The organism is Streptomyces sp. WMMC1477 (assembly GCF_027460245.1).
GTDB lineage: Bacteria > Actinomycetota > Actinomycetes > Streptomycetales > Streptomycetaceae > Streptomyces.
In genome coordinates, this window is the sequence record NZ_JAPZBD010000003.1 from 4,503,382 (window position 1) to 4,520,714 (window position 17,333).

General features: G+C 73.7%; 14 protein-coding genes and 1 pseudogene. 10 read left to right on the forward strand and 5 right to left on the reverse strand.

The genetic code is table 11. The features are described 5' to 3' along the window. Positions 1-43: 43 nt before the first annotated feature. Positions 44-802: a DUF4190 domain-containing protein gene (locus O7609_RS20225; RefSeq protein ID WP_269735590.1), complete on the forward strand. Its 759-nt coding sequence runs from the start codon at positions 44-46 to the stop codon at positions 800-802. Positions 803-847: 45 nt separating this feature from the next. Here the strand turns inward: O7609_RS20225 and O7609_RS20230 are convergent, their stop codons facing one another. Then, positions 848-1,429 carry a TetR/AcrR family transcriptional regulator gene (locus O7609_RS20230; RefSeq protein WP_269735589.1) on the reverse strand — a complete coding sequence of 194 codons (582 nt, stop codon included), beginning with the start codon at positions 1,427-1,429 and terminating at the stop codon, positions 848-850. Between the two features lie 73 nt (positions 1,430-1,502). Next, positions 1,503-2,060, reverse strand: coding sequence for a TetR/AcrR family transcriptional regulator (locus tag O7609_RS20235; RefSeq protein ID WP_269735588.1), 558 nt, complete (start codon positions 2,058-2,060; stop codon positions 1,503-1,505). A 240-nt stretch (positions 2,061-2,300) separates the two neighbouring features. Here O7609_RS20235 and O7609_RS20240 point away from each other — a divergent pair, with 240 nt between their 5' ends. The 6 genes from O7609_RS20240 to O7609_RS20265 all read left to right on the forward strand — a co-directional run bounded on the left by O7609_RS20240 (position 2,301) and on the right by O7609_RS20265 (position 8,478). Further along, positions 2,301-3,149, forward strand: coding sequence for an SDR family NAD(P)-dependent oxidoreductase (locus tag O7609_RS20240; protein ID WP_269735587.1), 849 nt, complete (start codon positions 2,301-2,303; stop codon positions 3,147-3,149). A gap of 251 nt (positions 3,150-3,400) precedes the next feature. Further along, positions 3,401-4,432, forward strand: a complete 1,032-nt coding sequence (gntD, locus tag O7609_RS20245) for a guanitoxin biosynthesis L-enduracididine beta-hydroxylase GntD (RefSeq protein WP_269735586.1) — start codon at positions 3,401-3,403, stop codon at positions 4,430-4,432. Between the two features lie 11 nt (positions 4,433-4,443). Beyond that, positions 4,444-5,298, forward strand: coding sequence for an SAM-dependent methyltransferase (locus O7609_RS20250; protein ID WP_269735585.1), 855 nt, complete (start codon positions 4,444-4,446; stop codon positions 5,296-5,298). After that, positions 5,295-6,566: an ATP-grasp domain-containing protein gene (locus O7609_RS20255; protein ID WP_269735584.1), complete on the forward strand. Its 1,272-nt coding sequence runs from the start codon at positions 5,295-5,297 to the stop codon at positions 6,564-6,566. Before O7609_RS20250 ends, O7609_RS20255 begins: the two co-directional genes overlap by 4 nt. Continuing rightward, positions 6,563-7,153 (forward strand): hypothetical protein, encoded by a 591-nt coding sequence (locus O7609_RS20260; RefSeq protein WP_269735583.1) that lies wholly within the window; start codon positions 6,563-6,565, stop codon positions 7,151-7,153. Before O7609_RS20255 ends, O7609_RS20260 begins: the two co-directional genes overlap by 4 nt. Continuing rightward, on the forward strand, positions 7,150-8,478 hold the full coding sequence (locus tag O7609_RS20265) for an MFS transporter (protein WP_269735582.1): 1,329 nt from the start codon (positions 7,150-7,152) through the stop codon (positions 8,476-8,478). The genes O7609_RS20260 and O7609_RS20265 overlap by 4 nt, the downstream gene beginning before the upstream one ends. A gap of 68 nt (positions 8,479-8,546) precedes the next feature. On the opposite strand, the pseudogene O7609_RS20270 reads toward O7609_RS20265, so the two are convergent. The 3 genes and pseudogenes from O7609_RS20270 to gabT form a co-directional block, all read right to left on the reverse strand. Beyond that, a pseudogene (locus O7609_RS20270) lies at positions 8,547-9,041 on the reverse strand (amino acid transporter); the annotation flags it as partial. 8 nt (positions 9,042-9,049) lie between these two features. After that, positions 9,050-9,643 (reverse strand): phosphatase PAP2 family protein, encoded by a 594-nt coding sequence (locus O7609_RS20275; protein ID WP_269735581.1) that lies wholly within the window; start codon positions 9,641-9,643, stop codon positions 9,050-9,052. A 376-nt stretch (positions 9,644-10,019) separates the two neighbouring features. Beyond that, on the reverse strand, positions 10,020-11,366 hold the full coding sequence (gabT, locus tag O7609_RS20280) for a 4-aminobutyrate--2-oxoglutarate transaminase (protein WP_269735580.1): 1,347 nt from the start codon (positions 11,364-11,366) through the stop codon (positions 10,020-10,022). Positions 11,367-11,638: 272 nt separating this feature from the next. Between gabT and O7609_RS20285 the strand changes: the two genes are divergently transcribed. The 3 genes from O7609_RS20285 (at position 11,639) to O7609_RS20295 (ending at position 17,122) form a co-directional block, all read left to right on the forward strand. Continuing rightward, positions 11,639-14,161: an ATP-binding protein gene (locus tag O7609_RS20285; RefSeq protein WP_269744004.1), complete on the forward strand. Its 2,523-nt coding sequence runs from the start codon at positions 11,639-11,641 to the stop codon at positions 14,159-14,161. A 69-nt stretch (positions 14,162-14,230) separates the two neighbouring features. Beyond that, positions 14,231-15,820: a PucR family transcriptional regulator gene (locus O7609_RS20290; RefSeq protein ID WP_269737181.1), complete on the forward strand. Its 1,590-nt coding sequence runs from the start codon at positions 14,231-14,233 to the stop codon at positions 15,818-15,820. A 234-nt stretch (positions 15,821-16,054) separates the two neighbouring features. Continuing rightward, the gene (locus O7609_RS20295; protein ID WP_269733058.1) at positions 16,055-17,122 is read left to right on the forward strand and encodes an IS110 family transposase; all 1,068 of its coding nucleotides are present in this window, start codon (positions 16,055-16,057) and stop codon (positions 17,120-17,122) included. The last annotated feature ends 211 nt before the right edge of the window (positions 17,123-17,333 follow it).

Genomic DNA, 17,333 nt, shown 5'->3' on the forward strand with positions numbered 1-17,333 from the left:
CGCCCGGCATACGATGGCGGGACACCGGATGGGGAGGGGCGCGATGACGCAGGACGACGGGGCACGGGGCGGCGGTCACCCCGGGCCGGGCCCGGAGCAGCCGAACCCCTGGGCCCCGCCCGGGCAGCGCGGCTCCCTGGAGAAGGGGGACGCCCAGCCGGCCCCGCCCGGGCCGCCGGTACCGCCGGTGGCGGAGCAGCAGACCGTGACCGACTTCTCCGTGCACCCCGGCGGGGGCTCCCGGGTGCCGCCCGTGCCGCCGGCGCCCATGCCGCCCCCCGCGGCCGTCCAGCAGTCCGCGGGCCCGCCGTACGGCCCCGGAATTCCGCCGCAGCCGGGTCCGCCCGCGGCGGCCGGGCCGGTGCAGGGCTACGGGTACGGCTTCGGCGGCGGGCCCGCCTACGGTCCCGGCGCCGCCTACCCCTACGGGGCGCCGTGGCAGCAGTTGCCGCCCACCCCGGAGACGAGCGGGATCTGCACGGCGGCCATGGTGCTCGGCATCGTCGGTCTCACACTGACACTCACGTTCTTCGGCGCACTCGTCGGCATCATCTGCGGCCCGATCGCCCTCTGCCTGGCCGTCGCCGCCCGGCGCGGCATCCGGCGCGGTGACGTGCACGGTTCCGGACAGGCCACGGCCGGCCTCGTGCTCGGCATCATCACGACCGTGCTCTCGGCCCTCTTCGTCGTCCTGCTCGTCATCGGGATGACGGGTGGTTTCGACGAGGAGCCCGACTACTACGACGACCCGTACCGGGGCTACGACGCGTTCACGACGGCCCCGCGCGCGCCGGGGAACTGAGGCCCGTAGGCGGTGGCCGCCCCGGCCGCCGCCTACGGACCGGCACTAACCGGCGGGCCGTCGGCCCACTCCGTGGAGCAGCGTGTCGACGACGAGGGCGGCGCGGGCGTCCGGGTTCGGGTCGCGGCCGTCGTGGTGGAAGGCCTCGCCGATCAGCGCGTAGTACACGCGCCGCACCCACGCCAGGTCGGCGGAGGGGGCGAGGAGCCCCTCCTCCCGCGCGCGGGCCAGGAGTTCGAGACAGCGGGCGCCCACCGCGTCCCAGCCCGCGGAGGCCGCGCTGTCCGGCTCGGCGGGGCGGCCCAGGGCGAAGCCCCACGCGCCCTTGACGCGCAGCACGTTGGCGGTGATGCGATGCAGGGCGACGAGCGGCGGGGCGGTGTCGGGGCGGCCGTCCTCCACCGCCTCGGCCAGCTGCGCCACGGCGGACTCGGTGAGCGCCTCGATCAGCGCCTGCCGGTTGGCGAACCGCCGGTGCACCGTCGTGCGGGCGACGCCCGCGGCCTCGGCGATCTGCTCGACGGACGCACCGGGGTCGGCGGCGAGGACGCGCTCGGCCGCCTCCAGGATCACGCGGACGCTGCGCTCGGCGTCCGCCCGGAGCGCCCGCCCACCGCTCTTCGCCATCGGAACCCCGGCCTCCCGGATATCGCGTCAGCGGACACGATACGCGCAGGCCCGCGGGCGCGCGCCCGTGCGGTCAGACCGCGGTGTCCAGCACCGTCCGTGCCGTGCGCCGGGCGTGCTGGGCGGCGTCGAGGTCGCCGGTGAACGTGGCCAGGGCCATCGCACCGTCGAACAGCACCGCCAGCTGTGCGCCGACGGACCGTGGGTCCTTCGCCCGCGCCTGCGCGGCCAGTTCGGTCGCCAGGTCGCGCAGCGCCTGCTTGTGGGCCTGGACGGCGGCCACGACCTCCGGGGCCGCCGCTCCGGCCTCGCCGAACGCGCCGGCGAACACGCACCCGTGGAAGCCGGGTTGCCGGAACCAGTCGTGCAGGAAGTCGAAGAGGCCCAGGGCCCGCTCCACCGGGTCCTCGGCGGCGCCGACGTAGTCCCGGATCGCGCTCCGGGCGATCCGGTCCCGCCGTGCCAGACAGGCGGCCAACAGGACGTTCTTGGAGGGGAAGAGCCGGTAGAGGGTCTTGAGCGGTACTCCGCTGGCGTCCCGGATGCGCTGCATGGTCACCGCATGGACGCCGTGGGTGTAGAACAGCTCGTCCGCGACCGCGACCACATGAGCGGACGTGTCCTCCTGCATGGCCGGCCTCCCTCCCGAAGTGACTGATGGCTGCCCTGACTCCCAGCGGGAGAACCCCGGTTCTCGGAGGGGAGTTCCTTCGCGGCTGGGGCGGATGGCTGCCCGAATTCTTCGACGCGGCGGGCGGGGACGTCCAGCGGAACCGCTGATCGGCCTTATCTGAGACAAGCATGTTGCAGTTATCGCTCAAGTGGCTACTCTCTCGTTCTGTATCGTGTGATGTCGATCAAGGGGAGAGCGATGTCCCGTTCAGTGGCGCAGACCCGGCCCACCGCCCTGGTCACCGGAGCGTCCTCCGGCCTCGGCACCGAGTTCGCCGCCCAACTCGCGGCCCGCGGACACGACGTGGTGCTGACGGCGCGGTCCGCGGAGCGTCTCCACGCGCTCGCCGAGCGGCTGCGCACGACGTACGGCGTGGCGGCCCACGTCCTCGTCCAGGACCTCGCGGAGCCGGACGCCGCCCGGCGTATCGCCGAAGGCCTCGCCGAACGCGGCCTGGACATCGGCGTGCTGGTGAACAACGCCGGGTTCGGCACCTGCGGGCGGTTCGAGGAGATCGAGCCGCGGCGCGACCACGACCAGCTGATGGTCAACGTCGTGGCACTGGTCGGCCTCACCCACGCCCTGCTGCCCGGCATGCTGGCCCGCGGCGGCGGCGCCGTCCTCAACGTCGGCTCCACGGCGGGCTACCAGCCGAGCCCGTACTTCGCGGTCTACGGCGCCGCAAAGTCTTTCGTCCTCACCTTCTCGCTGGCGCTGCGTCAGGAGTGCCGCGGCCGCGGAGTCCGGGTCACGGCCCTGTGTCCCGGCCCGGTCGAGACGGGCTTCTTCGAGGCGATCGGCACCCGCAGGGCCGCGGTCGCCGGCGGGTTCGCGCAGCCGGAACCCGTCGTCCGCGCGGCGCTGCGCGCGCTCGACCGGGACCGTGCCTACGTCACGCCGGGGCTCGGCAACGCGCTGGGCGCCCACCTCTCGCCGCGGCGTCCGCGCGCCCTGGTCGCGGCCCTGGCCGAGCGGGTCACCCGCAAGGTCCTGGGGCCCGAGGACGTGCGTGGCGGCAGCGCTCCGGAACCCGGCACGGGCGGCTGACCGGGGGTGGACTTACGCGTCGGAGTCTTGCCCTGTCATCTTCGCGACTGGCGTCATGATGACGTCATCGCGAACTTGCCAGCGAAAAAACGTAGTTGGAGCCTTGCTCTGCGAGTTGCACCAGCGCGGTACCAGGCACAGACCGTCGCGGCGGACAGTGTTCGCAGTCGCTCCCCACGCTCCTCACCACAGCGTCCTCTGCGGCGGTCTGAACGCACCGTAGTGAACTGCTTTCAGGTAGCTCCAGGGGGATGACGATGTTCCAGATCGATCTCAGTCCTGACGACGCACAGATCATCGACCAGATCGTGAACGATCTCGACGCGCGGTACGACAGCGTCGAGGACCCGGACTTCCTCGACGAGGCGGTCGTGCGGGCCCACGAACTCCCCGGCACGCTGCGCAGCGGGCTCGCCCGGTTCAAACTCCGGGAGCACGCGCCGGTGTGCCGGGTGAGCGGCTGGCGGTTCGACGACGCTTCGATCGGCCGCACGCCGGGTCACTGGAACGACCGGGAGGCCGTGGCCCGCACCAGGCGGCAGGACTTCTACCTCCAGCTCGCCTCTCACCTCCTGGGCGAGACCGTCGCGTGGGCGACCGAGCAGGGGGCCCACATGGTGCACGAGGTGCTGCCGATCGCCGGCAACGAGGGCGGGCAGCTGGGCACCAGCACCGACCAGCTGTACTGGCACACCGAGGACGCCTTCCACCCCGAGCGCATGGACTACGTGGCGCTCCTGTGCCTGCGCAACCACGACCGCGTGGCGACGACCTACGCCTCCGTCGACGACCTCGACCTTGACGCGGAGACCAGGTTCGAGCTGTTCCGTCCCGCCTACCCGTTCCTGCCGGACGAGGGCAACCGGGCCGAGCGGGAGATGTCAGCGGAGGCCTCGGGGCTCGCACTCGACCTGGCCGCTCGCGGGCACGCGCAGGTCCAGCGCATGTACCACGAGCCCGAACTCGTCCCTGCGCTCTTCGGCTCGGAAGACAGCCCCTACATCCGCGTCCACCCCCACTACATCGCCGACTTCGGGGACGATGTCGCGGCGGCCAAGGCCTTCGACCGGCTCAAGGACGCCGTGAACAACGCGTTGCGCGACATCGTCCTGGCCCCCGGAGACCTCTTCTTCATCGATAACTTCAAGGCCGTCCATGGGCGGCGCGAGATCCCCGGTCGCTTCGACGGCACGGACCGCTGGCTCAAGCGCTCCTTCATCGTCCGGGACCTGCGCAAGACCCGGGCGCTCCGGGTCAGCTCGCAGGACCGCGTCGTTTATTGAGTGGAGAAGCGATGAATCCCGAGCCATCGACCAACCCCTTCGAGATCTCCGCGGACGGCCGCGACGCGGTGATGGGGGACCGCCAGCACCGCGCGTGGGTCGGCCCGCCCGACTACTACGACCGGCTCGGCGCCCTGCAGTTCGTCGTCCTCCTGCTGCTGGGCATGCGGGAGAACGACACTCTGCTCGACCTCGGCTGCGGTTCCCTGCGCGGCGGCCGGTTCTCCCTCGTGTACCTCGGCCCCGGGCGCTACCACGGCATCGACCCGGCCCGCTGGAGTGTCGAAGAGGGCATCGCCGCCGAACTGGGCCATGAGCTCGTCGAGCTCAAGCGCCCATCGTTCCGGTACAACCCCGACTTCGACGCCCGGGGCTTCGGCCGCACCTTCGACTACGTGATGGCGAGCGGCATCTTCATGCACGCCGCGCCCGGACAGGTCTCCCAGTGTTTCCAGCAGGTCGCGCACGTGCTTGCGGAGGACGGCGTGTTCGTGGGCGCCTACCTGCCCGGCGAGAAAGACAGCGAGGAGGAGGGCTGGACGTATCCGGAGATCCAGCGGTACCGGCCCGCCACGCTGGCCGCCACCGCCGAGGAGGCCGGCCTCCGGCTGACATTCGTCGACGCCCCGCACACACTGGACCACCGGTGGTTCGTCGCGACCCGGCCGGACGGTGCCCGTGACGTGCCCAACCGCCTCGATCTCGGGGTCTTCTCCTGGACGGAGTACCTCGCCGACGAGGTCCGGCGGCGGGGAGGTACGCCGCACAGCCTTGAGCACTACCTCAAGGCAGAACTCAACTCGCGGCTGTCGCCGCAGAACGAAGCGGGTCTGATGCCCCAGGCGCGAAGCTGCGGGCTCCGATGACGCGGCCCGCAGCGGTCATCGTCGACCCGTTCGGCAGCGGCTCCCACCTCGCGCCCTTCTTCGACGACGGGGGATGGGACTCGGTGGCGGTGTTCAGCTCGTCGACGACGCCCGAGTCCTTCCTGCGCAGCTTCCGCCCCGAGCACTTCCGCGAGGTCGTGCGCGTCGAGCGGGACGGGCCCTCCGTCGCGGAGCGGCTGCGCGGACTGCCCGTCGTTGCCGTGCTGCCAGGTACCGAGACTGGTGTGGAACTGGCCGACGAGCTGGCCGAGTTCTTCGGGGTGCCGGGCAACTCCACGGAGTTCAGTGGCGCCCGCCGGGACAAGGCCGCCATGGCCGACCGGTTGCGGGCGTGCGGGGTGCCCGCCCCTGACCACGTCGTGGGGTCCGATCCGGACGTGATGGCCACGTGGGCCGAACGGCGCGGCCGGTGGCCCGTCGTGGTCAAGCCGCGGGACAGTGCGGGCTCCGACGGCGTCGCGGTGTGCGAGGACGCCGGGCAGGTGCGGGCCGCTGTCCAGGCGACGGTCGGGACGCTCAACCGGCTCGGCCTCGTCAACGAAAGTGTCCTGTGCCAGGAGTTCCTCGACGGGCAACAGTACCTGGTGAACTCGGTCAGCGTTGACGGTAGCCACCGTGTCGGCGAGATCTGGAAGTTCGACTCGTTCTACAGCGACGGGCACCAGATCTACGACCGGCAGCGGCTGCTGCCGGCCGAGGGACCGCTGCAGGACCGCATCGTGTCCTACACCCACGACGTCCTGGATGCGCTGGACATCCGGTACGGGGCGGCCCACACCGAGGTCATGCTGACCGAGCGCGGGCTGCTGCTCATCGAGACGGCGGCCCGGACTACCGGGCTGATCGAACAGCGGGCGCTGAACGCCGCCGTGGGGCACCACCACATCTCGCTGACCGCCGAGGCCTATCTGACGCCCGAACGCCTGCTGCGAAGGCCACCGCGCTACACGCTGCACCGGGAGCTGGGCATCCTCGCGCTCAGGTCGCCGGTGGACGGTCGCATCCGGTCGGGTCCGGCTCTGGAGAAGTTGCTGGCGCTGCCGGCCTTCGCCGGGATCCGCGGTGGTGCGCTGGAGCCGGGAACGCCGGTCCAGCGCACCCGGGACCTGCTCACCTGTCCAGGGCTGGTCTACCTCCTGGCCGACACCTGGCGGGAGGTGGAGGAGACGGCGGACGCGATCCGTGCCGTGGAGGCTTCCGGAGACCTCTACGAGCCCGACCCGGGCCCGAGGGGAGACGGGGCGTGACCGGCCCGCCCGCGGCACACGACCACGTCCTGGTCCCCAACCGGTGGACGGAGCGGTTCGCCGAGTACGAGAGCTTCCGCGACCGCCGCCGGGCCGTGGTCACCTGTGCGACCACGGCGGAGGCCGCCGCCCGGGCGCCCGGGAGCGCCGCCGGGTTCGCGGTCGTGCGCGCCCCCGACAACCTGGACCAGGTTGTCGCTGCCGTGGCGGGGCTGATCGCTGCGCACGGTCCGCTCACCGGCCTGCTCGGCCTTCAGGAGCGGGGTTTGCTGGTCGCGGCCCCTCAGCTCGGGCTGGAGGCCGCGCCGCCGGAGCTGCCCATGGGGCTGCCCTGGACCGGCCGGCTGCTCGTTCCGACCTCTGTACCGCGTCCGCGCATCATCACACGGGCGGTCTCGCTGCTGGGCGAGGCGGACACCCTCTACGCCAAGTCCGGGCCCGGCGTCGGGCACGTCGTCCCCGCGGTCGGTACCCACTGCGAGCAGGTGGCTGGGCGGTTCCGCGTCTCCGGTGTGAACACGGTGGAGGTCGAGAAGGACATCCGCGCCGCCGGTGAACGCTCCGAGATAGCGGGGCAGCCGGTATGAAGCGGAAGGTCCTCACCGCCAGTGAGCGGGACGTCCTGCGCAACCGGCCGTTCCGACGGCTCCTCCTGGCCCGCACCTCGGTCCTGTTCGGCAACGGGATGGGGCCGGTCGGCCTCGCCTTCGCGGTGTTGGCGCTGCCCGGCGGCGACGGCCGCGAGTTGAGCTTCCTCCTCTTCGCCCGGGCCGTCGCTCAGATCGCGATGCTGCTGTTCGGCGGTGTGCTGGCCGATCGCTACTCCAAGGTGGGCGTCATGCTCGTCTCGGACGCTACGGCCGGTGCGGCGCACGCCGGGATGGCGTTCCTGTTCCTCACGGAGCGGAATCCGGAGGCTGTGCTGATCGCGCTGGCCGCGCTGTCCGGCGCCGCGAACGGGGCCTTCCTCCCCGCCTCGACGGGGGTACTGCCCGAGCTGGTGAGGTCGGAAGGCGTGCAGTCGGCGAACGCGCTGCTGCGGGTGTCGCAGAACGCTGCCAGCATCGGCGGCGCCTCCCTGGTGGGTGGGCTCATCGTGTGGATCGGCGCCGGGGGCGCGGTCGCCGTGAACGGCGTCATGTACCTGCTGTCGGCGTTCGCCCTCATCGGCATACCCCGCCGGGGCAGGAAGACCGCGGCGGTCGGCGCCAGCATGCTCCGCGAACTGGTCGAGGGGTGGCAGGCGGTGCGGAGCCGCACCTGGGTGTGGGTCATCGTCGCGCAGTGCGCCATCGTCAACGCGCTGTTCCACGGCGCGATCCGGGTGCTGGGCCCCGTCGTCGCGGAGGAGACGCCGTCCGGCCCCTCGCAGTGGGCCTTCGCTCTCGCCGCCCAGTCCGCCGGGCTGCTCGTCGGCGGGGCGTTCGCGCTGCGGCTCAACCCCAGGTGGCCGTTGCGGACCGCGGCGTACTGCATCGGCGGGTTCGCCCCTCCGCTGCTGCTGCTCGGCCTGGGGTCGCCGCTGTGGACGGTCGCGGTGGCGCTGTTCTGCGCGGGCGTGTGCATCGACGTCTTCACTGTGCTGTGGGAGACCGCCCTCCAGCGCCGCGTGCCTCCCGAGCAGCTGTCGAGGGTCAGCTCCTACGACGCTCTGGGCTCCTTCGCCCTGATCCCGCTGGGGACCATCGTCGCCGCCCCGATCGCCGGGACGGAGGCGCAGGAACCGGCTCTGGTCACGGGCGCCCTCCTGATCGTGCTGCTCACCGTCTGGGTCCTGCTCGTTCCCGGGGTCCGCAGGCTGCCGCGGCTGCCCGAGCCGGTGGACGAGGCCGGGCGGGACGGTGGGACGGAGCGCCGCGACGGGCCGGACGAGCGGCGTGGCGACCCGGTCGCCGAAGAGACCGGGGCCTGAGACGGGCGACGGTGGCGCCCCGCACGAAGCCGTGCGGGGCGCCACCGTCGCCCGTCGGAGCGGTGCCGTCAGTCCTTCGCCACCAGCGCCGGGGTGGAGTGGGTGAGCACCTCGCCCCGGAAGAACGCCGGGCTGCGGCGCTGCATGACGAGCATGAGCACGACGCCCACGAGCAGCAGGCCGACGCCGATGACGAAGACGCTGCCGACTCCGGCGATGGAGCTGCCGCTGCCGTAGGCCGGATCCCACATGTCCGCCATCGTCTTGACGAACACGGTGGTCAGCAGCACGCCGCCGAGCAGGGGCAGGACGCCCTTGGTGACCGCGTCCCGCACGCCGCGCGTGAACGCGCGGCGGAAGTGCCACACGCAGGCGAACGCCGTCAGTGCGTAGTAGAAGCAGATCATCAGGCCGAGGGCGTAGATCGTGTCGATGAGCACGTTCTCGCTGACCAGCGTCATGACCGCGTAGAACACCCCCGTCGCCACACCGGCGGCCACCGTGGCCCGGCCCGGGGTCTCGAACCTCGGGTGAACCTTGGCGAAGGAGGTCGGGGAGGCCTCGCAAATCCTCACCCCTCGCGGGGGGCGGAACGGCCGCCCACCGCCAGGGCCACGCACGCGAGCAGGAGCCCGCCGAGGCACCAGCTCGCCAGGACGTCCAGCGGCCAGTGGTAGCCGCGGCGCACCAGCCCGGCTCCGGCGGCCGCGACCACTACGGCCGCCACGGCCACCAGCGCCCCTCGAAAGCGCGGCCGGGACAGCCCGGGGAGGACGACGAGCGCCGCGCCCCCGTAGGCGACCAGCGCCATGGCCGCGTGCCCCGAGGGGAAGTAGCCCTCGCCGCCCAGCGGGCCCGGACGGTCGAAGAGTGCCTTCAGCGGGCCGACCAGCAGCGGGACCGCCGCCGTAGCCGCGAGGGCGGCCAGTGGCGGACGCGGTGCGCGGCCCGCCGCGTAGACGCCCGCCAGGGTCAGCAGCAGCACGGGCCCGGCGACGTACCAGTGCCCCAGGTCCGCGGCGAACTCGGCGAGCCCGTCGTCCGCCGCAGGGGCGCCCGGGTGGGGCTGCCGCCACCGCTCGGCCAGCCGCTCCTCGGCCTCGCGCACCGGGCCGCCCAGCGCCACCTGGGCGCCGATGACGGCGAACAGCGTGCCGCAGGCCACGGCCAGGAGGCGGGCGGCCGGCCGCCGGCGCCCCGGAACGCCGAACGGCCGCCCGGGAACAGGGGGGAGTATTCCCAGGCGGCCGTGTTGCCGACCGGTCACCGCACGCCCCGGGGGGTTTGGGGCGGGCGGCGGTCCGATCGGAGTGCTGTCTGCGCCGAGGCGCAGCCCGGACGCGGCCCGGGGGCCGTCGCTCCGGTGGAGCCCGCAGTCCCGTGCGGGCGGGGTGTTCCGTACATCCGCCCTCGAAGGTACGGCACCGCTGTGCGGTCCCGGGAGGCCGGTGACCGAACGGCCATCGGCCTCCCACATCTCCTTCACCGCGCCGGATCTCCTTCACCGGGTCCGACGCCGAGGGCGGGGGCGGCGTGCCGGCTCAGGCCAGCTCGGCGAACGCGCTCTCCAGCACGTCCAGGCCCTCGTTGAGCAGGTCCTCGCCGATGACCAGCGGGGGCAGGAAGCGGACCACGTTCCCGTAGGTGCCGGTGGTGAGGATGACCAGACCGGCCTGGTGGCAGGCCTTGGCGAGCTTGCCGGTCAGCTCGGCGTCCGGCTCCTTGGTGCCCGGCTTGACCAGCTCGATCGCGAGCATGGCGCCGCGTCCCCGGATGTCGCCGATGGCCGGGTGGTTCTCGGCGATCTTGGCCAGCCGGGGCTTCATGATCTCCTCGATGCGCCTGGCCTTCGCGTTGAGGTCCAGCTCGCGCATCGTCTCGATGGCGCCCAGCGCGCCGGCGCAGGCCACCGGGTTGCCGCCGTAGGTGCCCCCCAGGCCGCCGGGGTGGGCGGAGTCCATGATCTCGGCGCGGCCGGTGACCGCCGCCAGCGGCAGGCCGCCGGCGATGCCCTTCGCGGTGGTGATCAGGTCCGGGACGATGTCCTCGTCCTCGCAGGCGAACCACTGTCCGGTACGGCAGAATCCGGACTGGATCTCGTCCGCCACGAACACGATGCCGTTCGCCTTGGCGAACTCGGCGATGCGCGGCAGGAAGCCCTTGGCCGGCTCGATGAAGCCGCCCTCGCCGAGCACCGGCTCGATGATGATCGCGGCGACGTTCTCCGCGCCGACCTGCTTGGAGATCTGGTCGATGGCCTGGGCCGCGGCCTCCTCGGCGCAGTTCTCCGGGCCGGTCAGCCAGCGGAAGGGGTAGGCCACCGGAACCCGGTACACCTCGGGCGCGAACGGGCCGAAGCTGTGCTTGTACGGCATGCTCTTCGACGTCAGCGCCATGGTGAGGTTGGTGCGGCCGTGGTAACCGTGGTCGAAGACGACGACGGCCTGGCGCTTGGTGTGGGCCCGCGCGATCTTGACGGCGTTCTCCACCGCCTCCGCGCCGGAGTTGAACAGCGCCGTCTTCTTGGCGTGGTCGCCGGGCGTGAGGGCCGCCAGCTCCTCGGCCACCCTCACGTAGCCCTCGTACGGGGTCACCATGAAGCAGGTGTGGGTGAAGTCGGCGAGCTGGGCCGTCGCCTCCCGCACCACGGCCTCCGCGCTGGCGCCCACCGAGGTCACGGCGATGCCCGAGCCGAAGTCGATGAGCGAGTTGCCGTCGACGTCCTCGATGACGCCGCCGCCCGCCCGGCGCACGTACACCGGCAGCACGTTGCCGACACCGTCGGCCACCGCGGCCTGCTTGCGGGCGTGCAGCTCCTGGGACTTCGGGCCGGGGATCGCGGTGACGACGCGGCGCTCCTGCGCGGGCGTCGAAGAGGTGGAGCTCATCGCACTCTCCTTGGGGGTGACGGGGAAGAAAACGGAAGAAAGTGTGTGGTCGCTTCTCGCAGGCTAGGGGCAGCCGTGACGCCGAGACATGCACCGCCGAGTAAAAGTCGGCGGGGCGTGTTGGCCGTCGCGGACAGGTGGCCGGCCCGTCCCGGAGGACGGGCCGCGGGCCGCCCGGGCGCCCGGGACCCGGCCCGAAGTGGGCGGCGATGGGACTAGATTGGGGCCGCGACACTTACACGACGGCGGGCCGGCAGGGGGCGGAAAGGCAGATGAGCGCGGGCGGCGGGCTGTACGGCGGCACGGGCGCGGTACCGGGCGGCAAGGACGCCGGACCCCCGGGGCGCGGCGCGTCCGGGGGTCCGGGCTCTCCGGGCCAGAACCCCCCGGGCCAGGGTTCCCCCGGGCCCGGTGCCGGGCACATGGCGGTGCCCCGGCGCCCGGCCGCGCCCCCCGTGCCCCGCCAGGCGCCACCGGCCCTCGCCCCCCTGGTGGCCTGGCTGCGCGCCCCCCGCCCCGAGGCCGGCCCCGGCATCTGGCGGTACGGCCACACGCCCCGTCCCGCCGAGGAACCGGAGGAGCTACCCGAGCGCCAGCTCCTCGGCGGCGCGCTGCTCGCGCTGCTGTGCGCGCTCCTCGTCGGCTCGCTCAGCATCAACGAGTACCTGCCGTTCGTCTCCTGGGTCTACGCCGTGCTGCCCGACTCCTGGGTCCTGCACGGCGGCTACGGGCAGTTCCAGATCACGCTGCTCTTCTACGCCGTCCACGCCCTGGTGCTCATCCCCGTCGTCTGGCTCGCCGGACGCTACGGCCGCTGGCCCGCGGTCTGGCGGCGGTACGCCGGCGAACCCTGGCGGCGCCGCGGCGAGGCCCTCGCCCGGGTCTGCGGAGCCCTGCGCCCCCACCGCCGCGCCCTGTGGGCCCTGGCGGCCGCGGTCGCCGTGTGGGTGCTCTCCTTCAGCGAGGGCGGCTGGACGTTCTGGCTCGCCCCGCTGGACTGGCTCACGCCGCAGAGCTGGCAGGAGCCGGCGCAGACCACGGCCTACGTCGTCTCCTACAACGTCTACTACGTCCTCTACACCCTGCTGCTGCTCCTGCTCGCCGCCCGGGCCGGCGGCTGGCGGCGGCTGTGGCGGCGGCGGCTGGACGAGGAGAGTGCGCGCCCCTGGGAGCCGACGCCCGAACGCGACCCGCACGCCGCCCTGGAGGAGTGGCCCGAGCTGCGCACCGCCGGGCTGGCCGAGCCCGCCGAGCGGCTCACCGCCGAGATCCGCGCGGGCCGGGCGAGCGACCTGGACTTCGTCCGCGTCGAGCGCGTCTGGCGCGGTGTCCGCTCCCGCCCCGAGGCCCTGCCCGCCTTCGCCGAGGCCGTGCTGGAGCACGGGGCGGCGGCCTTCCTCCACCCCTCCGGCGCCCGCGACCTGTCGGTGCGCACCGCCGCCCACGATCTGCTCACCGGTCAGGTCCGCATCGGCGCCGCCCTCGACGACCGCCGCAACCCCTACCGCCACCGCGCCTGCGCGCTCGCCCTCAGCCCGGACCTGCTGGGCACCTCGCTCCTGGCCGTGGGCCCCCCGGGCTCCGGCAAGACGGGCCGGATCGTGCGCCCCGCCGTGGAGGCCCTGTGCCTGCAGGCGCTCTCCGGGCAGGCAGCCGTCGTCGCCGTCGGCACCGCCCGCGCCGCGCTCGGGCCGGACGACGCCTTCGACGTCATCGTCCGCCTCGGCGACCCGCGCTCCACCCACGACCTCGACCCCTACGGCGGCACCACCGACCCGGACGAGGCCGCCGCCCTGCTCACCGAGGCCCTGCTCGGCCCCGACACCGCCGACCGGCGTGCCGCCACCGCCGCCCTCGCCCAGCTCCTCGGCCCCTACCAGGCCGCCCACGGGCGCTTCCCCGCCCTGCGCGAGCTGCGCGACCTGCTGGACGGGGACGCCGTCGCCGTCGCCGCGCTGCGCAAAGCGCTCGACTCCGCGGCGGAGTTCGGTCAGCAGCGCGAGCTGGACGCCCGGGCCCGCCAGGCGGGCCGCCCCGGCGACGTCGGCACCCTGCTGGCCGACCGGCTCGCCGTCCTGCTGCGCCCGGCCTTCGACGGCTTCTTCGGCGGCGCGGACACCGCCCGCGGCCCGCGCCCCTTCTCCCTGCGCACCCTCCAGCACCCGCTGCGGGTCCGGATCGACCTGCCCGAGCGCGGCCACGCCGAGGCGTCCCGCATCCTCTCCCGCCTGGTGCTGGCCCAGTTCACCGCCGGCGTCACCGACCGCACCGACCGCTCGCTGTTCGCCTGCCTGGTGCTCGACGACGCCGAGCACACCATCACCGCCGAGGCCGTCCGCGGCCTGCGCCAACTGCGCTCGGCGGGCGCCGGCGCCGTGCTCGCCCTGCGCACCCTGGACGACGTGCCCGAGGCGCTGCGGGCCGCCCTCATCGGCACCGTCGGCTGCAAGGTCGCCCTGTCCGGCGTCACCACCTGGGACGGCGAGGTCTTCGCCCGCGCCTGGGGCCAGGACTGGGTGGAGACCGAGGACGTCACCCGCAACCCGGACTTCTCCGGCGGCACCCTCAAGCGCGCCCTGCGCGCGGTGCGGACCGCCTTCACCGGGGTCCGGGCCACCACCACCTCGGTCACCGTCCGCAAGGTGCGGCGCGAGCGCTGGTCCGCCTCCGACCTCGCCCACCAGGTGCCCCCCGGCCACGCGGTGCTGTCGTTGACCAGCGTCTCCGGGGAGGCGAGCCCCCCGCTGCTGGCCCGGCTGGGCGGGGGCGGCGGGCCGGGGTCGGCTGTACGCTGAGGCAGAGTCGGATGGTGCCGTACTACCGTGCGGCCAAGTCCCCAGCTCCAGCCCGATCGGTTCCGCGCCATGCAGCCCACGCTCGCCTCGCTCGTCCAGCACTCCGCCCTCAAGCTGAAGGTGCTCGCCGGCGCCGGCCGGCTGGACGTCCCGGTGCGCTGGGCCCAGGTCAGCGAACTGACGGACCCGGTGCCCTACCTGGACGGCGGTGAGCTGCTGCTCGTCACGGCGATGAAGCTGGACGCCGAGAACCCCGCCGCGATGCGGTCCTACGTGCGGCGGCTCGTCGACGCGGGCGTCGTGGGCCTCGGCTTCGCCGCCGGCGTCAACTACGAGCACGTGCCCGAGGCCCTCGTGGAGGCCGCCCGGGCCGCGGACTTCCCGCTGCTGGAGGTCCCGCGGCGCACCCCGTTCATCGCGATCACCAAAGCCGTGTCGGCCGCCATCGCCGCCGACCAGTACCGCTCGGTGACGGCGGGCTTCGAGGCCCAGCGCGAGCTGACCCGGGCCGCGCTGTCGGCCGAGGGCCCCACCGCCCTGCTCTCCCGCCTCGCCGCGCACGTCGGCGGCTGGGCCGCGCTCTTCGACGTCTCCGGGACGCTGGTGGCCGCCGCCCCGTCCTGGGCCGCGCGCCGCGCCGCGCGGCTCACCGCCGACGTCGAGCGGCTCCGGGAGCGGCCGGCCCCCGCCAGCGCCGTGGTGAGCGCCGACGGCGACGACCGCGTCGAGCTCCAGTCCGTCGGCGGCGCGCGGCGCACCCGGGCCGTCCTCGCCGTCGGCACCGACGCACCCCCCGGCACCGCCGAGCGCTACGCCGTCAACTCCGCCGTCGCCCTCCTCACCCTCACCACGGAACGCTCCCGGGCGCTGCGCGAGGCCGAGCAGCGGCTCGGGGGCGCGGTGCTGCGGATGCTCGCCTCCGGTGAGGCGGAGCACGCCCGCGCGGTGGCCGGGACGCTCTACGGCGGGCTGTTCGACGTCCCGCTGCGGTTCGCCGTCGCCCAGGAGAGCTCCGCGGCGCGCCCGGAGGCGCCCTCCGGCACGGGGCGCGGCCGGCCGGCGGAGTTCGGGGCGCTGGAGATTCTCGCCGAGACCGTCGAGTCGGCCGCCGCCCGCCGGGGGGAGACCGTCCTCGCCGTGCCCGAGGACGGCCGGCTCCTGCTGCTGGCGGCCGACGGCGGCGCGGCCCTCGACGCCTTCCGCGAGCACCTCGCGGCGGTGGGGGAGTCCGCCCTCACCGCCGGGGTGTCGGCCGCGACCGACCTCGACGGCGCCCCGAACGCCGGCCGGCAGGCCGAGCAGGCCCTGTCCGTCGCCCGGCGGCGCGGCGTGCCACTCGTCGAGCACGAGGAGATGGCCGCCGGTTCCGTGCTGCCGCTGCTCGCCGACGACGCCGTGCGCGCCTTCGCCGACGGCGTGCTGCGTCCGCTGCGCAGCCACGACGCGAGCGGGCGCGGTGACCTCGTGGCCTCGCTGCGGGCGTGGCTCTCCCGGCACGGCCAGTGGGACGCGGCCGCCGCCGACCTCGGCGTCCACCGGCACACCCTGCGCTACCGGATGCGGCGCGTCGAGGAAATCCTCGGCCGCTCCCTGGACGACCCGGACGCCCGCATGGAGCTGTGGCTCGCGCTGAAGGCGAGCGACACCCGCCCCGACTGACAGTGAGGATTGGCCATGGCACCGCTCGGGGGTCTGACTCTTCGACTGACTGGCGCTTCGGCTGTCCTTCTGCGGAATCGTCGGCCTGCCGGGCGGTGCCACCTGGCGTGTGGCCGGTCGGGCTTCTGTGACTTCATAGGAGCCCGGCCAAAGGTCCCATCACTGTCTTGTCCGTCTGCCCGACCGGCCCGCGCCCTCCCATCGGCGCGCGTTGGAAGGGCAGCACACAACAGCATGGCAGCACAGGACATAGCGGTGGTCGGCGGGATCGACACCCACACCGACCTCCACCAGGCCGCGGTCATCGACAGCATCGGCCGGCACCTGGCCACCGAGCAGTTCGAGACCACCCCAACCGGCTACCGCAGGCTGCTGGACTGGCTGCGCTCGCACGGCGAGGTCCTGGCCGTCGGGATCGAGGGGACAGGCGCCTACGGTGCCGAGATCGCCCGGTTCCTCACCGCGAACGAGATCACCGTGGTCGAGGTGGACCGGCCCGACCGCAAGGCCAGGCGTGACAACGGCAAGTCCGACGCCATCGACGCCTACGCGGCCGCGACCGCGGTCCTGTCGGGGCGGGCCGCGGGCACGCCCAAGGCCCGTAACGGGATCGTAGAGGCGATCCGGGCCCTACGGGTGGTCCGCAAGAGCGCCGTCAAGGCCCGCACCCAGACCATCAACCAGGTCCGCACCCTCATCGTCACCGCGCCCTCCAGCGTCCGGGACAAGCTGCGCGGGCTGTCCCCGAAGGAGCTGATCGATACCCTGGCCCGCTCCCGCCCCACGGGCGAACTCGCCGACCCGGCCTGCGCGGTGAAGACCGCACTACGCAGGCTCGCCCGCCGCTACCAGGCACTCGACGAGGAGATCAAGGAGGCCGACCGGGAGATCGGTCCGCTGGTCACCCAGGCCGCTCCCAGGCTCATCGCCCTGCCCGGCGTCGGCCCGGAAACCGCTGGCCAGCTGCTGGCCAGCGCGGGCGATAACCCCGACCGACTTCGCTCCGAAGCCGCTTTCGCCCACCTCTGCGGGGCCGCTCCGGTCCCGGCCTCCTCCGGCCGCACCAACCGCCACCGCCTCAACCGCGGCGGCGACCGCGCGGCCAACAACGCGCTGCACACCATCGTCCTGGTCCGCATGAAGTACGACCAGCGCACCCAGGAGTACGTCGCCCGCCGCACCGCCGAAGGCATGACCAAGAAGGACATCGTCCGCTGCTTGAAACGGTTCGTCGCCCGCGAGGTCTACCGCCATCTACCCCACACGGCCCGAAACCGCGAACAGCTCCCGCAGACCGCTTGACGATCTATAGGAGCTTCCGCCCGGCCCGGTCGACCGCGTCCAGCCCCGGCCGACCGCGTCCGGCGCGCGCCCAGCGCCGTTCCGCCCGGCCCCGCCCGCCCCGTGCCGGACGCCTCTGACGATTCGTAGCGACACGAGGCGCCACTGCTACGCGGCGGACAAGACACACCCCGGCACACTGCCCCTAACGTGGCCATGAAGCACCCGAGCG